At 63.9% G+C, this 20,035-nt stretch carries 27 protein-coding genes; 16 read left to right on the forward strand and 11 right to left on the reverse strand.

The genetic code is table 11. From position 1 onward, the window contains the following. The 3 genes from VKM35_RS01660 to VKM35_RS01670 all read left to right on the forward strand — a co-directional run. On the forward strand, positions 1-216 hold a 216-nt coding region (locus tag VKM35_RS01660), incomplete at its 5' end, for a hypothetical protein (protein ID WP_324317681.1). Continuing rightward, positions 213-515 (forward strand): helix-hairpin-helix domain-containing protein, encoded by a 303-nt coding sequence (locus tag VKM35_RS01665; protein WP_324317684.1) that lies wholly within the window; start codon positions 213-215, stop codon positions 513-515. The genes VKM35_RS01660 and VKM35_RS01665, both read left to right, overlap by 4 nt. 43 nt (positions 516-558) lie before the next feature. After that, complete coding sequence (locus VKM35_RS01670) at positions 559-879, forward strand: hypothetical protein (protein ID WP_324317686.1); 321 nt, start codon at positions 559-561, stop codon at positions 877-879. A gap of 11 nt (positions 880-890) precedes the next feature. Here VKM35_RS01670 and VKM35_RS01675 read toward each other — a convergent pair whose 3' ends face one another. Both VKM35_RS01675 and VKM35_RS01680 read right to left on the reverse strand, forming a co-directional pair. Beyond that, a complete protein-coding gene (locus VKM35_RS01675) occupies positions 891-1,892 on the reverse strand; it encodes a TonB family protein (protein ID WP_324317688.1) in 1,002 nt (333 codons plus the stop codon). 137 nt (positions 1,893-2,029) lie between these two features. Beyond that, positions 2,030-2,515, reverse strand: coding sequence for an SET domain-containing protein (locus tag VKM35_RS01680; protein ID WP_324317690.1), 486 nt, complete (start codon positions 2,513-2,515; stop codon positions 2,030-2,032). 120 nt (positions 2,516-2,635) lie between these two features. Here VKM35_RS01680 and VKM35_RS01685 point away from each other — a divergent pair, with 120 nt between their 5' ends. The 10 genes from VKM35_RS01685 to VKM35_RS01730 all read left to right on the forward strand — a co-directional run bounded on the left by VKM35_RS01685 (position 2,636) and on the right by VKM35_RS01730 (position 11,157). Further along, the gene (locus VKM35_RS01685; protein WP_324317691.1) at positions 2,636-3,667 is read left to right on the forward strand and encodes a VIT1/CCC1 transporter family protein; all 1,032 of its coding nucleotides are present in this window, start codon (positions 2,636-2,638) and stop codon (positions 3,665-3,667) included. Positions 3,668-3,766: 99 nt separating this feature from the next. Next, positions 3,767-4,210 carry an SUF system Fe-S cluster assembly regulator gene (locus tag VKM35_RS01690; RefSeq protein WP_324317693.1) on the forward strand — a complete coding sequence of 148 codons (444 nt, stop codon included), beginning with the start codon at positions 3,767-3,769 and terminating at the stop codon, positions 4,208-4,210. Positions 4,211-4,217: 7 nt separating this feature from the next. After that, the gene (gene sufB / locus VKM35_RS01695; RefSeq protein WP_324317695.1) at positions 4,218-5,657 is read left to right on the forward strand and encodes a Fe-S cluster assembly protein SufB; all 1,440 of its coding nucleotides are present in this window, start codon (positions 4,218-4,220) and stop codon (positions 5,655-5,657) included. A gap of 121 nt (positions 5,658-5,778) precedes the next feature. Continuing rightward, positions 5,779-6,531 (forward strand): Fe-S cluster assembly ATPase SufC, encoded by a 753-nt coding sequence (gene sufC, locus VKM35_RS01700; RefSeq protein WP_324317697.1) that lies wholly within the window; start codon positions 5,779-5,781, stop codon positions 6,529-6,531. Continuing rightward, a complete protein-coding gene (sufD, locus tag VKM35_RS01705; RefSeq protein WP_324317699.1) occupies positions 6,528-7,829 on the forward strand; it encodes a Fe-S cluster assembly protein SufD in 1,302 nt (433 codons plus the stop codon). Before sufC ends, sufD begins: the two co-directional genes overlap by 4 nt. After that, positions 7,826-8,170: a cupin domain-containing protein gene (locus tag VKM35_RS01710; RefSeq protein ID WP_324317701.1), complete on the forward strand. Its 345-nt coding sequence runs from the start codon at positions 7,826-7,828 to the stop codon at positions 8,168-8,170. The genes sufD and VKM35_RS01710 overlap by 4 nt, the downstream gene beginning before the upstream one ends. Next, positions 8,167-9,408, forward strand: coding sequence for a cysteine desulfurase (locus VKM35_RS01715; protein WP_324317703.1), 1,242 nt, complete (start codon positions 8,167-8,169; stop codon positions 9,406-9,408). Before VKM35_RS01710 ends, VKM35_RS01715 begins: the two co-directional genes overlap by 4 nt. A 2-nt stretch (positions 9,409-9,410) precedes the next feature. Further along, positions 9,411-9,944 carry a GNAT family N-acetyltransferase gene (locus VKM35_RS01720; RefSeq protein WP_324317705.1) on the forward strand — a complete coding sequence of 178 codons (534 nt, stop codon included), beginning with the start codon at positions 9,411-9,413 and terminating at the stop codon, positions 9,942-9,944. A 141-nt stretch (positions 9,945-10,085) separates the two neighbouring features. Beyond that, positions 10,086-10,400, forward strand: coding sequence for a non-heme iron oxygenase ferredoxin subunit (locus tag VKM35_RS01725; RefSeq protein ID WP_324317707.1), 315 nt, complete (start codon positions 10,086-10,088; stop codon positions 10,398-10,400). Positions 10,401-10,524: 124 nt separating this feature from the next. Then, complete coding sequence (locus VKM35_RS01730) at positions 10,525-11,157, forward strand: PepSY-associated TM helix domain-containing protein (RefSeq protein WP_324317709.1); 633 nt, start codon at positions 10,525-10,527, stop codon at positions 11,155-11,157. A 101-nt stretch (positions 11,158-11,258) separates the two neighbouring features. Here VKM35_RS01730 and VKM35_RS01735 read toward each other — a convergent pair whose 3' ends face one another. The 7 genes from VKM35_RS01735 to VKM35_RS01765 form a co-directional block, all read right to left on the reverse strand. Further along, the gene (locus VKM35_RS01735) at positions 11,259-11,786 is read right to left on the reverse strand and encodes a hypothetical protein (protein WP_324317711.1); all 528 of its coding nucleotides are present in this window, start codon (positions 11,784-11,786) and stop codon (positions 11,259-11,261) included. A 117-nt stretch (positions 11,787-11,903) separates the two neighbouring features. Continuing rightward, positions 11,904-12,404, reverse strand: coding sequence for a DUF4124 domain-containing protein (locus tag VKM35_RS01740; RefSeq protein ID WP_324317713.1), 501 nt, complete (start codon positions 12,402-12,404; stop codon positions 11,904-11,906). A gap of 116 nt (positions 12,405-12,520) precedes the next feature. Continuing rightward, positions 12,521-12,967 (reverse strand): aldehyde-activating protein, encoded by a 447-nt coding sequence (locus VKM35_RS01745; protein WP_324317715.1) that lies wholly within the window; start codon positions 12,965-12,967, stop codon positions 12,521-12,523. A gap of 60 nt (positions 12,968-13,027) precedes the next feature. Further along, complete coding sequence (locus VKM35_RS01750; protein ID WP_324317717.1) at positions 13,028-13,474, reverse strand: SRPBCC family protein; 447 nt, start codon at positions 13,472-13,474, stop codon at positions 13,028-13,030. Positions 13,475-13,557: 83 nt separating this feature from the next. Beyond that, a complete protein-coding gene (locus VKM35_RS01755; RefSeq protein ID WP_324317719.1) occupies positions 13,558-14,151 on the reverse strand; it encodes a HutD family protein in 594 nt (197 codons plus the stop codon). A gap of 172 nt (positions 14,152-14,323) precedes the next feature. Then, positions 14,324-14,854 carry an REP-associated tyrosine transposase gene (locus VKM35_RS01760; RefSeq protein WP_324317721.1) on the reverse strand — a complete coding sequence of 177 codons (531 nt, stop codon included), beginning with the start codon at positions 14,852-14,854 and terminating at the stop codon, positions 14,324-14,326. Between the two features lie 134 nt (positions 14,855-14,988). Then, positions 14,989-15,348, reverse strand: a complete 360-nt coding sequence (locus VKM35_RS01765) for a ComEA family DNA-binding protein (RefSeq protein WP_324317723.1) — start codon at positions 15,346-15,348, stop codon at positions 14,989-14,991. A 196-nt stretch (positions 15,349-15,544) separates the two neighbouring features. On the opposite strand from VKM35_RS01765, the gene VKM35_RS01770 reads away from it, so the two are divergent. From VKM35_RS01770 to VKM35_RS01780, 3 genes are all read left to right on the forward strand, one after another. Further along, positions 15,545-17,023 (forward strand): M20 family metallopeptidase, encoded by a 1,479-nt coding sequence (locus tag VKM35_RS01770; protein ID WP_324317725.1) that lies wholly within the window; start codon positions 15,545-15,547, stop codon positions 17,021-17,023. A gap of 91 nt (positions 17,024-17,114) precedes the next feature. Further along, complete coding sequence (locus VKM35_RS01775; protein WP_324317727.1) at positions 17,115-17,375, forward strand: GlsB/YeaQ/YmgE family stress response membrane protein; 261 nt, start codon at positions 17,115-17,117, stop codon at positions 17,373-17,375. A gap of 348 nt (positions 17,376-17,723) precedes the next feature. Continuing rightward, a complete protein-coding gene (locus VKM35_RS01780; protein ID WP_324317729.1) occupies positions 17,724-17,942 on the forward strand; it encodes a hypothetical protein in 219 nt (72 codons plus the stop codon). Between the two features lie 67 nt (positions 17,943-18,009). Here the strand turns inward: VKM35_RS01780 and galE are convergent, their stop codons facing one another. Beyond that, positions 18,010-19,023, reverse strand: a complete 1,014-nt coding sequence (galE, locus tag VKM35_RS01785; RefSeq protein WP_324317731.1) for a UDP-glucose 4-epimerase GalE — start codon at positions 19,021-19,023, stop codon at positions 18,010-18,012. Between the two features lie 133 nt (positions 19,024-19,156). Next, positions 19,157-20,035 (reverse strand): glycosyltransferase family 4 protein (locus tag VKM35_RS01790; protein WP_324317733.1); only part of this gene is annotated, 879 nt, incomplete at its 5' end.

Genomic DNA, 20,035 nt, shown 5'->3' on the forward strand with positions numbered 1-20,035 from the left:
GGTCAGATCCAGGGCTGGGGCGGCGGCAAGCTCGAGGGCAAACTCGTCGCCGGCGGACTCGGTCTGTGCCCGCCGGAATTCCCCGGCGACAACGAACCCGCGAATTATCCCACCGGCGAAGAAACTTATTCCTCGACGAATGCGCTGGCGAAAAAATATCCGCCGGTGGTCTGCGAATTTGGCGTCGGCCTCGACGGACCCACGAAGAAACCATGAAAGCGCAACACGCCAACGCCGCCAGCCGACTTGAGCACATCCCCAATATCGGCCCCTCGCTGGCCGAAGATCTGCGCCAGCTCGGCATCAGGCAACCGGCGCAACTGATCGGCAAGGATCCGTACGCGCTTTATGCGCGCCTCAACACGCTGACCGGTACGCGCCAGGACCCCTGCGTCTGCGACACCTTCATCGCTGCAGTGCGCTTCATGGAAGGCGCGCCGCCGCACCCGTGGTGGCATTACACGCCGGAGCGCAAGCAATGGTTTGCCGACGCCGACAATCGCAAAGCGCGCTAGCTGACCTCCAGAAATCTCAATCAGTTCGCTGCCGGAAAACTCGATGCTTCACATCTTCTTCTGTTTTCTTGGCGGCGCGCTGATCGCCAACGGCCTGCCACATTTCGTCAACGGCATGTCCGGCCGCGCTTTCCCGACGCCCTTCGCCAGACTGCGCGGCCAGAACGAATCATCGGCTGTGTTGAACGTGCTCTGGGGAAGCTGCAGTTTCGCCGCCGGCTACGCGGTGCTGATCCGACCCGATGCTTTCGATATTCACGCCACTGCCGATGTCATCGCCGCCGGCTCCGGCGCCTTGCTGCTGGCTCTTTTTCTCGCGTGGCGCTTCGGCCCGCTATATGGCGGCGCGCAGCCGAAGAAATAGCGCACGGTTTCTCAAGGCGCGTCTTTCGGAAGATCGAACGCGATCAGGCGTCGCCCGGGAATTTCCTGCGCGGAAGCTTCGAACTTCCATTGCTTGGCGACCGCGAGCGCGGCGACATCGAAAACACCTTCCGGCGTGGCATGCAACACGCGCACATCCGTCACGGTGCCATCGGGTTTGATGGTGAAGGCGAGATCGACACTGCCCTCGATCCTCCTGCGCAGCGCGTTGGCCGGGTAACGCGGCGCCTGATCGCGCAGCAACATGGGGGTGTGCGTCGGTGCTGTTCGTGCGGCGGTGCTGGCGATTGTCAATGCGGGCGCAGCAATAGGCAGCGGCGCCCGGACCGATGCCGTTGCCGATGTCTGAGAATTCCCAACCGGAGGGGTAACAGTGGAGCCCGCGGTGATCGCATGATCATCGCTCGCCAACGTCGTCGGCGCCGCGACAGGCTTGACGGCATTCGTCGGCAGCGGGCCGACGGGAGCGGTGATCGGTGCCGCCTGCGACGACAATTGCGCTGCTGCTGCGATGGCCGTGCTGGCGGCATCGGCGGCGATCCTGTCGTTGACCAGTTTTTCCCGCTGCGCAAGTTGATCGCGCAATCGCGGCAGCGCACTGGCCTGGGCGTCGGCGGAGGCGATCAGCGCGAGCAGTCGCTGCGCTTCCGGAAACTCGCCGCGTTGCGTGCTTTGTTCGGCGGCGATCACCGCATACGGTTCGAGTTCCAGCAAAGCCATCTGCACCGAGGTGTCGTCGGGATGCAGGGCACGCAAAGCAACGTAGAGTTCGATCGCGTTGTCGCCGCCCGGCGAATAGATGCGTTGCTCGCGCAGCGCCGCGGCTATCGCTTTGCGCAAAGCCGCCTCATCCATCGTCGCTGGAACGATCGCGCGAGTTTCGACGGCAACGGTCTTGGCGGTATCGTTCGTCGCCGGCGCCGCCTGCTGCGCGCAGCCGACCACGAATGCCGACAGGATCAGGACAGCGGAAACCGTGGTCGATGCACGCATGGCAGGCTCGGGCGATGAGGTGCGCGAACCTTAGGCAAATTTCGTGACGCTTCGGCGTCACTGCCGGGACATCGGCGCACAGGACTTCACTCTGCGAACTGCGTCACGAATCGCGCCGGCACCTGGCCAGCAAACAATCAGCCGGGCGATTTCGCCGCACGCTTGGGCTGCAGCATCGTGCCCGTGCACTTCTTCGCGCCGCAGTGGCAGGCCCAGAGCTTTTTCATCTTCGGCGTATGCGCCTCGGCCAGCTTGATGCCGTAGTTGTAGGTGAGTTCTTCACCGGGCTTGATCGCGCGCATCGCCTCGATGAACACGCGGTCCTTGGCCGGATCCTTGCCGTCGTCCTCGTCGATCACTGCCTCGCAGTTGGGATCGCAACTGTGGTTGATCCAGCGCGCATCGTTGCCGTCGACATTGGCGTCGATCACGTAATCGTCGTTGAGCGTGAACAGAAAAGTGTGGCCGGTGTCGACATCGTCGGCATAGACGCGATCGACATCGTCGTGCGAACGCAGCAGGCCGCGGTACTGGATCAGGCGCGTGCCCTTCCTGATCGACGCAGCGGCGAAGACGCCGTTGCCATGGATGGCCGAGCGGCGGGTGGCGATATTCGAGGACATGAAGGCATCAGGCGGGGAGGAAGGGCGGCATTGTCGCGCAACACGGCATCCCTGTGTGGCCGTCGCACCATGCAATCGCTATGGTTGCGTCGGAAAGTCACAACCACGGAGGTCCTGCAAATGGATGCACGCGACAGCTGGCACGAGGAAAAACAATCGGCATGGCTGTACCGGGTCCTGGCGGAAGCCGAAACCGAAACGCGCATGGCCACCCTGTTTGCACAGCTGGGCGCGGCGGCGGAAGAACAGGCCACGCACTGGGCGAAGATCGCTGGCGATGCCGGCCAGGCGCTACCGGCGTTCGCGCCGGAAGCGCGCGCGCGCCTGGTCGCGATGCTGGCGCGGCGCATTGGCCCCCGACGCATCAAGCCGGCACTGGCGGCACTGAAGGTACGGGGATTGTCGGCCTATGGCAGCGCACCGCCCGGCCACGCGCTGCCGACATCGGTGGCGCAGATCGGGCGCGGCCACCAGAGCGTTGGCGGCGGCAACCTGCGCGCCGCAATCTTCGGCGTCAACGATGGCCTGGTCTCGAATGCCAGCCTGATCCTGGGCATGGTTGGCGCGGCTGCCGGCACGGGCACAGTACTGGCAACGGGCGTCGCCGGCCTGCTTGCGGGTGCCTTGTCGATGGCAGCGGGCGAATTCGTCTCGATGCGTTCGCAGCGCGAAATGTTCGAGTACCAGATCGGGCTCGAAGCCGATGAGCTGGCCGAGTACCCCGCCGCCGAAGCCGAAGAACTGGCGCTGATCTACGCTGCGCGCGGGCTGCCGATCGCCGATGCCCGCGCTTTCGCCACGCAACTGGTCGCCGATCCGAAAAAAGCGCTGGATGTGCTGGCGCGCGAGGAACTCGGCCTGAACCCGGATGACCTCGGCTCGCCGATCGGCGCCGCGACCTTCTCCTTCATCGCGTTCACGCTGGGCGCGCTGGTGCCCCTGCTGCCTTTCTTCTTCGGCGCCGCCCTGCCCCATGCCGCGTATTTCGGCGCCGCGTTGTCGGGCTTGGGCCTGTTTGGCACCGGCGCCGCGATGAGCCTGTTCACCGGCCGCAACCCCTGGGCAGGCGGCCTGCGCATGCTGGCCATCGGCGGTGGCGCGGGCGCAGTGACGTTCGCGATCGGCAGTGTGATCGGCGGGCAAATGGCCTAGGCCTGCTGGTGTGATGTGGCGGGCTCGACCTCCGGATTGAGCCTCCCGTCCTCATACAGTACAATTTCGGTACTGATTGAATCGCTGCCGGCCCCGCCCATGCTTCGCGTCACCAAACTTACCGATTACGCGACCGTGGTGCTGACCGCACTGGCCGAGCGCCCCGACCGGGTGCACAGCGCCGCCGAGCTCGCCGAACGCGCGAAACTCGAGCTGCCGACGGTGAGCAAGGTGCTCAAGCCACTCGCCCACGCCGGCCTTGTCGAGAGTTTCCGCGGCGCCAATGGCGGCTACAAGCTGGCGCGCTCGCCGCAACTGATCAACCTCTACGACGTGGTCGAGGCGATCGAAGGCCGGCTTGGCATGACCGAATGCTCCGGCGAGCACAGCCAGTGCGAACACGAACCGCACTGCGGCGTGCAGACGCACTGGCGGCGCATCAACGACGTGATCGCCGACGCTCTGCGCGCGATCAGCCTGGCTGAAATGCTGCCGGCCGCGACTTCGCGCAAATCCATCCCGCTGCACCTGGCGCGTGCCTGAGGCGACCATGGCCAACGAAAATATCGAAATCTCGCGCCAGCTCGAGCGCCGCTACGACGCCGGCTTCGTCACCGACATCGAGTCCGACACGATCGCGCCGGGCCTGAGCGAAGACGTGGTGCGTTTCATCTCGGCCAAGAAGAACGAACCCGAGTGGATGACCGAATGGCGCCTCAAGGCCTACCGTCACTGGCTGACGATGACGCCGCCGGAATGGGCGAAGCTGCAGATCGCGCCGATCGATTTCCAGGCGGTGAGCTATTTCGCCGCGCCAAAGAAAAAATACGCCTCGCTGGACGAAGTCGATCCGAAATTGCTGGAAACCTACGACAAGCTCGGCGTGCCCTTGCATGAACGCGCGCGCCTGGCCGGCGTGGCGGTGGACGCGGTGTTCGATTCGGTGTCGGTAGGCACGACGTACAAGAAAGAGCTCGCGGAAAAAGGCGTGATCTTCTGCTCGTTCTCCGAAGCCGTGCAGGAACATCCGGAGCTGGTGCAGAAATATCTCGGCTCGGTCGTGCCGCAGGGCGACAATTATTTCGCGGCGCTGAACTCGGCCGTGTTCTCCGACGGCAGCTTCGTCTTCATTCCGAAAGGCGTGCGCTGCCCGATGGAGCTGAGCACCTACTTCCGCATCAACGCCCGCGACACCGGACAGTTCGAACGCACCCTGATCATCTGCGAAGAAAAAGGCCACGTCAGCTATCTCGAAGGCTGCACCGCGCCGATGCGCGACGAGAACCAGCTGCACGCGGCGGTGGTGGAGCTGGTCGCGCTGGAAGACGCCGAGATCAAGTATTCGACCGTGCAGAACTGGTATCCCGGCGACGAGAACGGCGTCGGCGGCATCTACAACTTCGTCACCAAACGCGGCGAATGCCGCGGCGATCGCGCCAAGATCAGCTGGACGCAGGTCGAGACCGGTTCGGCGATCACCTGGAAATACCCGAGCTGCGTATTGCGCGGCGACGATTCGGTCGGCGAGTTCTATTCGGTCGCACTCACGCATCACCGCCAGCAGGCCGACACCGGCACCAAGATGATCCACATCGGCCGCAACACCAAGTCCAAGATCATCGCCAAGGGCATCAGCGCCGGCCGCGGCTCCAACAGCTATCGCGGTCTGGTCAAGGTGGAGAAAACCGCGGAAGGCGCACGCAACTACACGCAATGCGACTCCCTGCTGATCGGCAAGCGCTGCGCCGCGCACACCTTCCCGTATATCGAGGTCAAGCACCCAAGCGCGACCGTCGAACACGAAGCGACCACCTCGAAGATTTCCGACGACCAGCTGTTCTATTGCCGCTCGCGCGGCCTGGGCCAGGAGGACGCGGTGTCGCTGATCGTCGATGGTTTCTGCAAGCAGGTGTTCAAGGAACTACCGATGGAGTTCGCGGTAGAGGCGAAGAAGTTGCTGGAAGTATCGCTGGAAGGTGCTGTGGGGTGATGTTGATCCTGTAGGAGCGATGGCAATCGCGACCGCCGCGGTGGGTCGCGATTGCCATCGCTCCTACGTCCATATGTTGATCTATTGAATTTGGCCTTTTTAGGGTCGCGAGAAAAAGAAAATGCTGAAGATCGAAAATCTCCACGTCCGCGTTGCCGGCAAGGAAATTCTCAAGGGCCTGTCGCTCGAGGTTCTGCCCGGCCAGGTGCACGCGATCATGGGGCCGAATGGCGCCGGCAAATCCACGCTTGGCAATGTGCTGGCCGGTCGCGAAGGCTACGAAGTCGTCGAAGGCTCGGTGAGCTTCGAAGGTAGCGACCTGCTGACGCTGGCACCGGAAGAACGCGCCGCCGAGGGTGTATTCCTCGCCTTCCAGTATCCGGTCGAAATTCCCGGCGTGAACAACACCTACTTCCTGCGCGCGGCGCTCAACGCCCAGCGCAAGTATCGCGGCGAGCCCGAACTCGACTCCATGCAGTTCCTCAAGCGCGTGCGCGAGAAATTGTCCGTCCTGCACCTCAAGGACGAGTTGCTGCATCGCGCGGTCAACGAAGGTTTTTCCGGCGGCGAGAAAAAGCGCAACGAGATTTTCCAGCTGGCGTTGCTCGAACCGAAGCTCGCCATCCTCGACGAAACCGATTCCGGCCTCGACATCGACGCGCTCAAGGCCGTCGCCGACGGCGTCAACCTGATGCGCTCGCCGGAACGCGCCTTCCTCGTCATCACCCACTACCAGCGCCTGCTCGATTACATCACGCCCGACGTGGTGCACGTACTCGCCGACGGCCGCATCGTCGAATCCGGCGGCCCGCAGCTCGCGCTCGAACTCGAAGCGCACGGCTACGCCTGGGTGAAGGACCGCGTCGCGCCATGAGCGGCCTGCTCGACTCCCTCAAGACCGGCTTCGACGCCCTGCCCGCAGCGATTGTCGATGCGCAGGGTCTGGGCGAATCGCGGCGGCGATCGCTTGCGCAGGCGTTCGCCGATGGCCTGCCGGGTCCGCGCGCCGAGCGCTGGAAATACACGCCGCTGCGCGCGTTGTCGCAGCGCAGCTTCGTCGATGCCGCCGTCGCGCCGAAACTGCACCCGGCCTTCCTGGCCGACATTCCTGCGCCGCGCATGGTGTTCGTCAACGGGCATTTCGACGCCGCGCTGTCGCTGCTGACCGATCTCGCACCAGGGCTGGCCGTACAACCATTGTCGCAAGCACTCATCGGCGATGACCTGCGCGCCGTGAACGTACTCGGCCGCCGCTTCGAGCACGCCGACGAAACCTTCGCACGTCTCAATGCCTCGCTGTCCTTCGAAGGTGCGCTGGTGCGCGTCGAAGCGGACGCGAAAATCGCTGCGCCTTTGCAGCTGGTTTTCGTCAGCACGCCCGCCGACGGCGATCTCGCCTGGCATCAGCGGCATCTGCTCGAGCTGCGCGAGAACGCCAGCCTGACCGTGATCGAGCACCATCTCGCGACCGCCGCGCATCGCCATCTCGGCAACCACCTCATGCACGTGCATCTCAAGCCTGGCGCGCAGTTGTTGCATGCCCGCGTGCAGGACGAGGACGCCGGCGCGACGCTGATCGCGCGCACCGACGCCGCACTTGCATCAGATGCGCAGTATCGCCGCGTCGATCTCGAACTCGGCGCCGGATTGTCGCGACACGAGCTCAACGTCGCGTTGCAGGGCAAGCGCGCCGATTTCGTTTCCGGCGGCGTACTGCTCGCCGGCGGTCGTCGCCATGTCGACACGCGCCTGGGCATCGAACACGTGGCGCGCGATACGCGTTGCGATCTGCTCTGGCGCGGCCTCGCCGCCGAGCGCGGCCGCGCGGTATTCCACGGCGGCATCACCATCCGCGAAGGCGCCGATGGCACCGCCGCCACGCTGTCGAACAAGAACCTGCTGCTGTCCGACAGCGCCGAGATCGACACGCAGCCGGTGCTGGAAATCTATGCCGATGAAGTGAAAGCCGCGCACGGCGCGACCGTGGGCCGTCTCGACGCTGGGCATCTGTTCTACCTGCGCGCACGCGGCATTCCGGAAGCACAGGCGCGCGCGCTGCTAACGCTCGCATTCGCCCGCGAAGCCCTGGGCCGCCTGCTGGATCCGGCGCTGATCGAACAACTCTCGCCTGCGCTGGAAGCACGACTGGCCAGTCTGGAGGCGAGCGCATGAGCGTCGTCGAGCGCGACAACAGCCGGCATTACACTTGGGGCGCCGCCTGCGATGGCTGGCATCTGCTCGAACACGCGGCGCTGTCGGTGATCGAGGAACGCGTTCCACCCGGCGCAAGCGAGCAGCGGCATCGGCACGCGCAATCGCGGCAGTTCTTCTATGCGCTTTCCGGTGAAGCAACGCTCGAAGTCGATGGCCAAATACATCGTCTGTGCGCCGCACAGGGCCTGCACGTTCCGCCCGGCGCCGCGCATCGCCTGTACAACGAAGGCGAGGTCGACGCGCGCTTCCTGGTGATTTCCGCGCCACCCAGCCACGGTGACCGCGAGGCCGCACCATGACCAACGCGACAAACACGGCTGACACGATCGACTGGAAGACGTTGCGCGACGATTTTCCAGTGCTGTCGCGGCAAGTACACGGCAAGCCACTGGTGTATCTCGACTCCGCCAACACCGCGCAGAAACCGCGTCAGGTGATCGACATCACCGACGCGTTCTATCGCGAGCACAACGCCAACATCTCGCGCTCGGTGCACACGCTGGGCATGGAAGCGACCGAGGCCTACGAAGCGGCGCGCAAGAAGATCGCCGCCTTCCTCAACATCCGCGCCGACGAATTGGTGCTGACCTCGGGCACGACCCAGGCGATCAATCTGGTGGCATACAGTTTTGCACTGCCGCGGCTCAAGCCTGGCGATGCGATCCTGCTTACGCGCATGGAGCACCACGCCAATATCGTGCCCTGGCAGCTGATCGCCGAACGCACCGGCGCAACCATCCGCGTCGCCGAGATCACTGCCGACGGCGAACTGGACATCGCTGCGCTTCGTACTCAGATGACGCCTGAGGTGAAGATCCTCGGCCTCACGCAGGTGTCGAACGTGCTCGGCACGGTCAATCCCGTCGCGGAAATCTGCCGGGAGGCACGACGCCGCGGCATCGCCACGGTGATCGATGGTTCGCAGGCGGTGCCGCATCGTCCGGTCGACATCACGGCGATCGGCTGCGATTTCTACGCATTCACCGGCCACAAGATGCTCGGCCCGACCGGTACCGGCGGCCTCTGGGCACGCCGCGAACATCTCGAAGCAATGCCGCCGTTCTTCGGCGGTGGCGAGATGATCCGCGAAGTCCGCTTCGAGAAAACCGTGTTCAACGATCCGCCGCACAAGTTCGAGGCCGGCACGCCGAACATCGCCGGCGTGATCGGCCTGGGCGCGGCCGTCGACTATCTTTCGGCGATTGGCATGGCCAATATCGAAGCGCGCGAACAGGCCTTGCTCGCCTATGCGACGGAAAAACTCGCGCAGATTCCCGGGCTGCGCATCTTCGGCGCGGCGAAAGAAAAAGCCGCGGTGATTTCCTTCCTCGTCGACGGCGCGCATGCCCACGATCTCGCCACACTGCTCGATCTCGATGGCATCGCCGTGCGCTCGGGCCACCATTGCGCGCATCCACTGATGCAACATTTCGGCGTCGCTGCGACCTGCCGCGCTTCGCTCGCTTTCTACAACACCTTCGACGAGATCGACCGCCTGGTCGCCGGCATCGCGAAGGCCCGCACACTGCTGGGGTAACCATGACCGACACAATATTGACGTTCCGCCACGCCATGCATGCCGACATTCCCGCGATCGTCGCCCTGGTCGAATCGGCCTATCGCGGCGACGCCAGCCGCATCGGCTGGACCACCGAAGCCGACATGCTCGATGGCCAGCGCATCGATCCCGAAAGTCTTGCCCGCGACATCGATGCCGACAACAGTCGCGTGCTGCTCGCGGAACGCGATGGCGAGCTGCTCGCCTGCTGCCACCTGCAGAAAAACGACGTGGCCGCGTATTTCGGCATGTTTTCGGTGCGTCCAACCCTGCAGGGCGGCGGCGTCGGCAAACTTTTGCTGGCCGAGGGCGAGCGCCAGGCCCGCGAGGAATGGCGCTGCCTGCGCATGGAAATGACCGTGATCGACATTCGCGACACGCTGATCGCCTTTTACGAACGCCGCGGCTATCACCGCACCGGCGTGCACAAACCGTTTCCCTATGGCGACGAACGCTACGGACTGCCGAAACGCGATGACCTGCGTTTCGAGATTCTCGAAAAATCGTTGGCGTGATTTTTCTTCTTTGTGGGAACGGGCATGAGCGTGATTTTCTCCAGCCGTTCAAACCAGCTTCCGATCAACGCAAGCACGCGACCTTGGGTGTAGTTCCTGCTGAGGCAAACATGGTCATGACCGCTCCTACGGGAATTTTTTGTGACTGACTGGATCCGCGTCTGTGCCACCGGCGAATTGTTGCCTGGGGAATTTCAGGTGGCGTTCGACGGCGATACCGCAATCGCGGTATTCAATATCGACGGTGCCTTGTACGCGGTCGAGGACATCTGCACGCACGATGGCGGCGAACTCGCCGGCGGGCCGGTCGAAGGTTTCGAGGTCGAATGTCCGCGCCATGGCGCGAAGTTCGACCTGCGCACCGGCGAGGCGCTATGCGCGCCGGCCTATGTGCCGATCGCGAAGTTTCCCGTCAGGATCGAAGACGGCCAGGTGTGGACGCGGGACGACCGCTGACTGTCGACTGCGCATCGAGAATGTTTTCCGGAAATCCTGCGCTGTCGGAACCATCGCGGCGGTGGTGGTTTCCAAAACCGCTCAACCCCCTTCCTTTCAATCCCTTCTTCAGGACGTTTTCGCAATGAATGCCATCCCCTCGCCCGCCGTATCGCGCACCCGTTGGTATCCGCTCATTCGGCAACTGCATTTGTGGATTGGCGCCTGGGGCGCACTCGCGGCGATCCTGTTCGGATTCTCCGGTCTGTTCCTCAATCACCGCGCGATCTGGCAAGTACCGCAGGGCGAACGCACGCCGCTGGGCATGCAGCACATCGCCGTACCGACCGAAGCGCGCGCGACGCCTGAAGGCCTCGCCGCCTGGTTGAAAAATTCGCAGGGGCTGTCGGCGAATCGCGTGCGCGTGCAGGACGCCGAGACCAAGCCCGACGGCAGCATCGATCCTGCGGTCTGGAGCATCGCCGGCGGCACCGCGCACGAAAGCTGGAATGCCGAGTTCGTGCCCGGCGATGCCAGCCTCGCGCTCAAGCGCACGCGTTCCGATCCACTGGCAACCGTGCTGGCATTGCACAAATCGCAGAGCGGCAATATTGGCTGGATTCTGCTCGCCGACAGCTTCGGCCTGGCGATGGGTCTGCTCGGCATCAGCGGCATCGTGATGTGGGCGCGCGGTCGCAATGCCAAAGAAATGGCGGTCAGCCTGCTCGGCCTGTGCGCACTGGTCGTCGCGACGCTGTTCGGACTGGGGCTGGCGTAAGCGGCGGAAGTCTTTTCGCCGCGCGTGGCGGATGCCGATGCGTTGGCGAATCCGGCCGGCGACAAGGGCCACCCACCTGTCTGCACGCCCGAATCGAATCCTCAGCCGGACAACGGCGGTGCCGACGGAAGCGATTGGAGAAAGTCCTCCATCGCGCGCGAATCACGCAGGCGGTGCACGCGCTGCCCTGCATGCATCGTCGCGAGGCGATGCAGGATCGCCGGTCGGCGCCTGACCGGATAGCTGAGAATCCACCAGACGAAATCCCAGGTCAGCCGCTCATGGCAGCCTGCCGTCATGTCGGGCCGCGCCTGGCCGTGGTGCCGGATGCGGCGCCGAAGCACACGCCAAAGACAGACCCAGGGCGGCAGGTCGAGAAAGATCACGGTATCGCAGGCCGCCAAGCGACGCTCCAGCGTGCCGCCGAAATTGCCGTCCATGATCCAGCGTTCGCCCGCGACGAGCTGATCGACTTTCGCCAGCCAGTCTTCCCGCGATGACTTGATCCAGCCTGGTTGCCAGTACAGCGCGTCCAGATGAAAGAGCGGCAGTCCCGTGCCCCCTGCCAGCCGCCTCGCAAACGTCGACTTGCCCACACCCCCGGAACCGATCACGAGGATTCGTTTCATGCCCGGGGCATCGCCGGTTGTGGCGGTGACGCAGCCCGCATCGGATTCGTGATCAGGCATCTGCCATCCGACGCTCGTATTGCGCCGGCCGACCTGGCAGGAGCGGATGCCCGGCGCTCACTGGCAACCGACCTTTCGCGCCAGCCCGTTTGAAAGAAAGAAGAACGCCAGGATCACCGGCTTCCCATCTTTGTCGCGTCCCCGGTAAACGCCCGTCGGCTTTTGGTTGGGCGTGTCCTTGGGCCATTTCATGTTGACACCATCGCTGAGCTGCACATGGAACCCCCGCGATACTTCCCGCAGCTCGTCGGGCGTCGCGCTTTTCATGGGCAGGCTGCGCGTGTTCTTCCCTTCCTGGAAGCGAAGCTCGTAATCGCTACTCGTCACGGCGCGGATTTCGAAGTGCTCCGAACTGCCGGCACTTTCGTAGCCAGGAAAGTCGGCGACATAGCAGCCGACCAGAGGATTCACGCCCCCGGCCTGCAATTGCGTCTGCTGGCTTGCGCTGTGGCAGGGCGTGTCTTGATACGTCGTCTGCCCGCCGTTGACGCATTTGTACAGGCCACCTGCATGGGCGAAGCCCGGCATGAGGAAAAGCAGCAGGAAAAATTTTTTCATGGGCTCGACTATGCCTCGGTCTGGATGGTTGACCACGATCATCGCGTTGATTCGCGATCATGCGCTCGCCTTTGCGATGATATCGAACCGCCTCGGACTGTCCGCCCGGTGCGTCATCAGGCCGCTGATTCGATCAACTCCACATCCGGAACCCACAGCGCCAACCACCGGGAGACTTTCTCGTCGGGAGCCAACGTCTGCGGGGAAGCGGGCATCGAAGCACCGAGAGACTCACCTGCGTCCAGGCAGCCGACGTTGATGGCGCCGTAAAGGCGTGCAGTCTGCGCGAACACGACGGCGACCAGCACGCCGCACTCGCCGCACAAAAGGAACTCGGCGTTGTTCGAGCCCTGGCGATATCGACGCAGCGCCGTCCGTTTCGCAGTGATCGACAGCCGCCCGACAGGGTCGGAAATATAGGCCGCGCCATGTTTCCGGCAGAAGGAACAATCACAGGCGCGTGGCGTGAAATTTTCCGGCGATTGATTGCTGGAAAATTCGAGGCGCAATTGCCCGCAGTGGCAGCTGCCGTGGAGTGTGGTTTTCCAATCTGCTGATTGCATGATGGCGCCTGGGTTGTTGCCTGGATTCCGGGGGCGGCACGATGGCCGGGCGCCGCGTCCCTAGTCCGGAATTTCCGGCTCGACGAGCTTTGCCAGTTGCGCCAGCGATTCCTGCCAGCCGAGGTAGCACATCTCTACCGGAATGACCTCGGGCAGCCCTTCCTGCACGACGTTGAGTTCGGTTCCGCACGACACCTTTTTCAGAGTCACCGTCGTCTGCATCACTCCGGGAAGTTTCGGATCGTCGAAGCTGTCCGTGTAGCGAAGTGTTTCGAACGGAACCAGCTCGCGATACTCGCCGCCGAACGAGTGGCCGTTTCCCGTCGTGAAGTTGGTAAACGACATTCGGTAGGTGCCGCCCACCTTCGCGTCCAGATGGTGAACCTTGCAGGTGAATCCGTAGGGCGGAAGCCACTTGGCCATGGCGTCGGCGTCGAGAAACGCCCGATAGACGCGCTCCGGACTCGCGCGGAGCACGCGATGCAATCGAACGGTACCTGTTGGCATGATCGTTTCTCCTTTCAGTGCGTCACCACTTCCCACTCGCGCCCCATCCGGGCCTCGCCTGAGGCATGGACGAAACCGCGTGCTTATTCGCGCTCCACCAACTTGATCAGCAGTAATTCGCCGCCGCCGTCGAGGATGAGGCGATGATTGTTGTTGTGGGCGGAGGGTTCGATCAGTGCGCTGTCGCCTTGTTCAAGCCGCGATGGCAGCAACTGATCCTTGAACGCGGCCTGGCCGGACAGCACGTGCACGATCCAGCACACGCGATCTTCGGAAAAAAACACCATCGGCCCGACCAAAGGGCGATGCAGCAATGTGGCTTCGATTCTGTCGCGACGCCAGATCAGGTTGAAGTCCTGGGTCGGACCGGCGAGAAGATCCGCGGAGAGATCGCGTTCGCCGGAAAAACGATGCCGGCCGTGTGGCGGCAGCAGATCGATGGAGCTGCCGTCGTCGGCGAAGTTCAGGCGCATGCCCTCGCCCGCCAGCAACACCAGCTCGCGATCACAGCCTTCGAAGCGCGAGAACGCGCCGGGCTTGTCTACTTCCGCGATCGATACCCGCCAATCCCAACCGCCATTCTCTTCCGGCCAACGCAGGATTTCCCGCGTCCAGCCCAGGCCATTCTTCCAGCGCTCGCGACGATACTCGTTGGCGGGGATGAGATGCAGGTTCACCGCCGCATTGTGGGAGCGGCGATGGGAACAGGCAAGTTGGGGGGGATTTCGTAGGAGCGGGCACGACCATGTTTGCCCCAGCAGCACTTACACCCAAGGTCGTATGCTTGCGTTGATCGGAAGCGGGCCCTACCGCAACTTGGGCAAATCGCGCTCGTGAGCGCTCCTACGATCAGATGGGAAAAATACTGTCGGCCTTTGAACCCAACCACTCGGCATCCCAATACGGATAACAGGCGAGGTCCTCGACCAATCCGGCGCGCAGGGGATTGGCGACCAGATAGCGTGCTGTCGCGCGCACACTTTCATTGCCGCGCAATGCGTAATCGTGAAAGCCGCGGCCCCATAGCCAGCCGTTGACGCGATGGCGCTCGTCGACGGCGCGGGCGGTGACGGCCTTGAAGCGGCCCATCACCGTCGCGAGGTCATCGGCCTTTCCCAATCGCAGCAGGCCGTGCCAGTGATCGGGCATCAGCACCCAGGCGAGCAGTCGGCTGTCGCGCCACAGCCAGGGCTGATGCAGTGCCTTGCAGACCGCGAAGGAAACGTCTGCCTCGCGGAAAATGGGTCGGCGGTAAAGGCTGGTGGTGGTGAGAAAATAGACCTGGCCTTCGGCGCTGACGCGGTGTTTGCGCAGGGCTTTGTGGCCAGGGCGATCGGGGGCTGCAGTTTTCGGCAATGTGATCTGTTGGGAAATGGCCATGGTTATTTCCTCTGGCTCGTAGGAGCGGGCATGACCGCGATTGCCTGGTTATGCCGCGACTTGAGCAAGTCGCGCTCATGAGCGCTCCTACGAAGAAGAAAACCGCGCCGATGTGATTCGGCGCGGCCTCTCAATCAACGCGAGGCGGGATGTGCCGGCGCTTTCGCTGCGGCAGCGTGGATCACGGTGGCGCCGGGCTTGGCGGCCGGTGCGGCGGCGACACCGCCGGCAACCACGATGCGATCGCGATTCTTCTCGATCGTGGCCAGGCCGATGCCTTTCACCGAGGCCAGCTGGTCGGCGCTGCGGAAAGCGCCGTTCGCCTTGCGATACGCGACGATGGCTTCGGCTTTGCTGGGGCCGACGTTGAGCAGCACGCGGTCCAGGGTGGCGGCATCGGCGGTGTTGATGTTGACCTTCTCGGCAGCGAAGGCCGAGGCCGACAGCAGCGCGGAAAGGGCGAGGGTCTTGAGGATCAATGCGAGGTGTTTCATGAGCAGACTCCGAAGATGAGGGTGGCCGGACCCGGCTGGGCGTCGGTGCAGGCAGTGTCCCGGCCCGGTTTCGCTCACCCCATCACCACTTTATTCACAAACGCCTGCGAATCCACCGCTGGCCCGGGTCGGCCTTTTCCCATTCCGTCAGCTAGAATCCCGTCACAAAACCGGAAAAAGGCTTGGGGCAGAGCGCATGGACATGAGCAAGATCGACCGCACCGTCAGCGACGCCTGGGACGGCGACATCGTTCCGCAACTGGTCGAATACATCCGCATTCCGAACAAGTCGCCGATGTTCGATGCCGACTGGCAAAAGCACGGCTACATGGACGCCGCGACCGACCTGCTCGCCGCGTGGGCCAAGCGCCAGCCGATCGCCGGCATGAGCGTGGAAGTGGTGCGCCTCGAAGGCCGCACGCCGCTGATCTACATCGAAGTGCCCGGCGAAGGCGATGACTGCGTGCTGCTCTACGGCCACCTCGACAAGCAGCCGGAAATGACCGGCTGGGCCGACGACCTCGGCCCGTGGAAGCCGGTCATCAAGGGCGACAAACTCTATGGCCGCGGCGGCGCCGACGATGGTTACGCGCTGTTCGGTTCGCTCACTGCAATCCGCGCGCTGAAAGACCAAGGCACGCCGCACAGCCGCTGCGTGATCCTGATCGAAGCCTGCGAAGAATCGGGCAGCTACGACCTGCCCTATTACGTCGACCATCTCGCCGATCGCATCGGCAAACCGTCGCTGGTCGTCTGCCTCGATTCGGGCTGCGGCAACTACGATCAACTCTGGTGCACCACCTCGCTGCGCGGCCTTGCCGGCGGCAACCTCAGCGTCAACGTGCTCACGGAAGGCGTGCATTCGGGCGACGCCTCGGGCGTGGTGCCGTCGAGCTTCCGCATTCTGCGCCAGCTGCTCTCACGGCTCGAGGACCAGGCCAGCGGCAAGATCCTGATCGAAGACCTGTTCGTCGATATTCCCGGCGAGCGTCTGATCCAGGCGCAACGCGCCTCGCAGGTGCTGGGCAACGACGTGTTCGATAAATTCCCGTTCCTGCCCGGCATGGTGCCGATGAATGCCGACCTCACCGAACTCGTGCTCAACCGCACCTGGCGGCCGGCGCTGTCGATCACCGGCGCCGATGGCCTGCCGCCGCTGGGCAACGCCGGTAATGTGTTGCGGCCGTTCACCGCGGTGAAACTGAGCCTGCGCCTGCCACCGACGCTGAATCCGAAAACCGCCAGCGAAATCCTGCAGCGCGTGCTCACGGAAAATCCGCCGTACGGCGCGAAGGTGGAGTTCGAAGTCGAGAAAGCTTCGACCGGCTGGAATGCGCCGCTGCTGTCGCCGTGGCTGGAAAATTCCATCGACCAGGCCAGCCAGCAATTCTTCGGCGCACCGGCGATGTACATGGGCGAAGGCGGCACGATCCCGTTCATGGGCATGCTCGGGGAAAAATTCCCGGGCGCGCAGTTCATGATCACCGGCGTGCTCGGCCCGCATTCGAACGCGCACGGCCCGAACGAATTCCTGCACATCCCGACCGGCAAGCGCGTGACCTCGGTGGTTGCGAAAGTCATCGCCGATCATTACGACGCCAGCGAGAAAGGCCTCACCCGCGGCGTCGGCGTGCATGCCGGCGCAGCGAATTTCGGAGACCATGGTTGTTGCTGATTCGTAGGAGCGGGCATGGCCGCGATAGATGTTCCGAACAACTTGGGAAAATCGCGGTCATGCCCGCTCCCACGACTTGGAGACGCTGCCCATGTTTAGCCTCATCTGGACTGTCCTGATCGGTTTTGTCATCGGCCTGATTGCACGCGCCATCCACCCCGGCGACGACAAGCTGAGTTTGTTGTGGACCATCGCCCTCGGCGTCGGCGGCTCGCTGATCGCCAAATACCTGGGCCAGGCCATCGGCTGGTACAAGGAAGGCGAGAGTTCCGGCTTCATCCTCTCCACCGTCGTCGCGGTGATCCTGCTCACCGCGTATTCGCTGTACAAGCGCAAGCAGGCCAAGCCCTGATGCATCGCGTCGATTGGTCGCAACAAAAACCCCGGCTTGCCGGGGTTTTTTGTTGCCGCGTCCACCACCGGCGATTCTCTTGCGGGATCGACGCCGTTGTAGGAGCGACGCCAGTCGCGACCTCCACGCCACACCGAGGGCGTCGCATTGCGAAGAATCGCGACTTGCGTCGCTCCTACGGGCCACACCGAGGGCGTCGCATTGTAGGAGCGACGCCAGTCGCGACCTCCACGCCACACCGAGGGCGTCGCATTGCGAAGAATCGCGACTTGCGTCGCTCCTACGGGCCAGTCACATCCCCTCTCCCTGATCGTCTTGATCGGTACATACCCCGACAAGGACACCGCCATGCAACTCCTCTTCTGGCTCCGTCGCTTCCTGCTGGTCTACGCCCTCGGTTTCGCCGTGCTGATGGTGGCTGAATCGCTCAAGGGCCATGCGTTGATCGATGCGCTGGGATTTTCCGGATGGTGGGCGCTGATGTCGGCCAGCGTGTATCTGATCAGCGCCTACGACAGCTGGCGACGCGGCAACAAATGCGCGTGGTGCGTCGTGCCGGAGAAATAGCCCCGTAGGAGCGATGGCAATCGCGACTTGATCACCCGCGGCACTTCTGTCGCGATTGCCATCGCTCCTACGAGACATACCCGCGCGGATTCCGCGATTGCCAGCACCAGGCATCGCGGCACATCGCATCGAGGTCGAGTTCGGCGCGCCAGCCCAGCAGCGAATGGGCGAGACCGGGATCGGCGTAGAGCGAGGCAATGTCACCGGCGCGGCGCGCGACGATCTCGTACGGCACCGCCCTGCCCGACACCCGCTCGAACGCGCGCACCAGATCAAGCACGCTCACACCCTGCCCCGTACCCAGGTTCACCGTGAGGTTGCGCTGCTCGCGCGCGAGATAATCCAACGCATCGGCATGCGCACGCGCCAGATCCATCACGTGCAGGTAGTCGCGCACGCCGGTGCCATCGGGCGTCGGATAGTCACCACCGAACACCTGCAGGCGCTCGCGCTGCCCCACTGCGACCTGGCTGACATGAGGCATGAGGTTGTTGGGCACGCCGCGCGGATCCTCGCCGATCAGGCCCGAGGGATGCGCGCCAACCGGATTGAAATAGCGCAGCGTGGCGGCGTGGAAATCGCCATCACGTGCGCACAGATCGCCGATCAACTGCTCCGACACCAGCTTGGTGCGACCATAAGGATTGTTGACATGCAGCGGCGCATCCTCGCGCACCGGCACCGTGGTGGCGTCGCCGTACACCGTCGCGGACGAACTGAACACGAGGCCGCGCACACCCGCCGCCGTCATCGCCCGCAGCAGCGACAGCGTGCCGCCGATATTGTTGTCGAAATACTCCAGCGGCTTCGCGCAGGACTCGCCAACCGATTTCAGCGCCGCAAAATGCACCACCGCATCGAAACGTCGCGCTGCAAATACCTGCGCCAGCGCTGCGGCATCGCGCAGATCCAGCTCGACGAACGGAATCGCCGCACCGGTGAGCTGCTCAAGCCGCGCCAGCACCGCCGGCGAACTGTTGCTGAAGTTATCGGCGATGACGAGGCGATGCCCACGCTCCGCCAACACCACGCAGGTGTGGCTGCCGATGTAGCCGGCACCGCCAGTGACCAGGATGTTCATCGCGGGAGAGAAAGGACAACGCGCATGGCCGGAGGATGTCGCATCGCGTGGGCAGGCGGCAAGTCCGTGGGAGCGGGCATGGCCGCGATTTCTTCAGCCGGTGCCGCAAGATTCATCGCGCTCATGAGCGCTCCTACGAAAGGAGCACTTCGTCATACACCTGACGCGTGCGCGCGATGACGATGCGCTCATCGAATTCGGCCAATGCTTTTGCGCGCGCCGCCGTGCCCAATCGCGCCGCCAACACCGGATCATCGTGCAGACGCGCAATCGCTGCCGCCAGCGCCACCGCATCGCGCACCGGCACCAACAACCCATCGACGCCATCGCTGACCACTTCACGGCAGCCCGGCACATCCGTGGTCACCAGCGGCAGCGCGCAGGCCGCCGCTTCGATCAGGGTCTTGGGCAGCCCTTCGCGGTAGCTGGGCAGCACCACCACATCCACCGACGCGAGCAGCGCCGGCATGTCATCGACATGGCCCAGCCACTGCAGCAGGCCCTCGTTCTGCCAGGCGCGCACGGTGACTTCGTCCACCGCTGCGGGATTGCCCGGGTCGGGGTCGCCGGCGAGCAGAAATTCAATCACGCGCCCTTCGTCATGCAGGCGCTGCGCCGCCTCCGCGTATTCCGCCAGGCCCTTGTCCCAGAGCAGGCGCGCAGCCAACAGCACGCGCAGAGGCCGCGATGGATCACGCACCGCGCTGCGTGCCACGAAGCGCGAACAATCCACGCCCGAGCCACGGATCAAGCGCACATGCGCCGGGTCGACCAGGCCCGTTTTTGCAAACAGCGCGACATCATCGGGATTCTGCAGGATCAGCCTTGCGTGGCTGCCATCCAGCGCGATGCGCATCAAGCCGCGCACCACAGGTCGTAGCAACCGCGCCATCGCATCGTTGCTGGTGAAGACATAGCCCATGCCCGCCACCGAACTCACCCGCGCGCGCACGCCTGCAAAGCGCGCAGCCAGCGCGCCATACACCGCGCACTTGATGGTGAAGCCGTGCAC

This window comes from Arenimonas sp., assembly GCF_035312645.1.
Classification (GTDB): domain Bacteria; phylum Pseudomonadota; class Gammaproteobacteria; order Xanthomonadales; family Xanthomonadaceae; genus Arenimonas.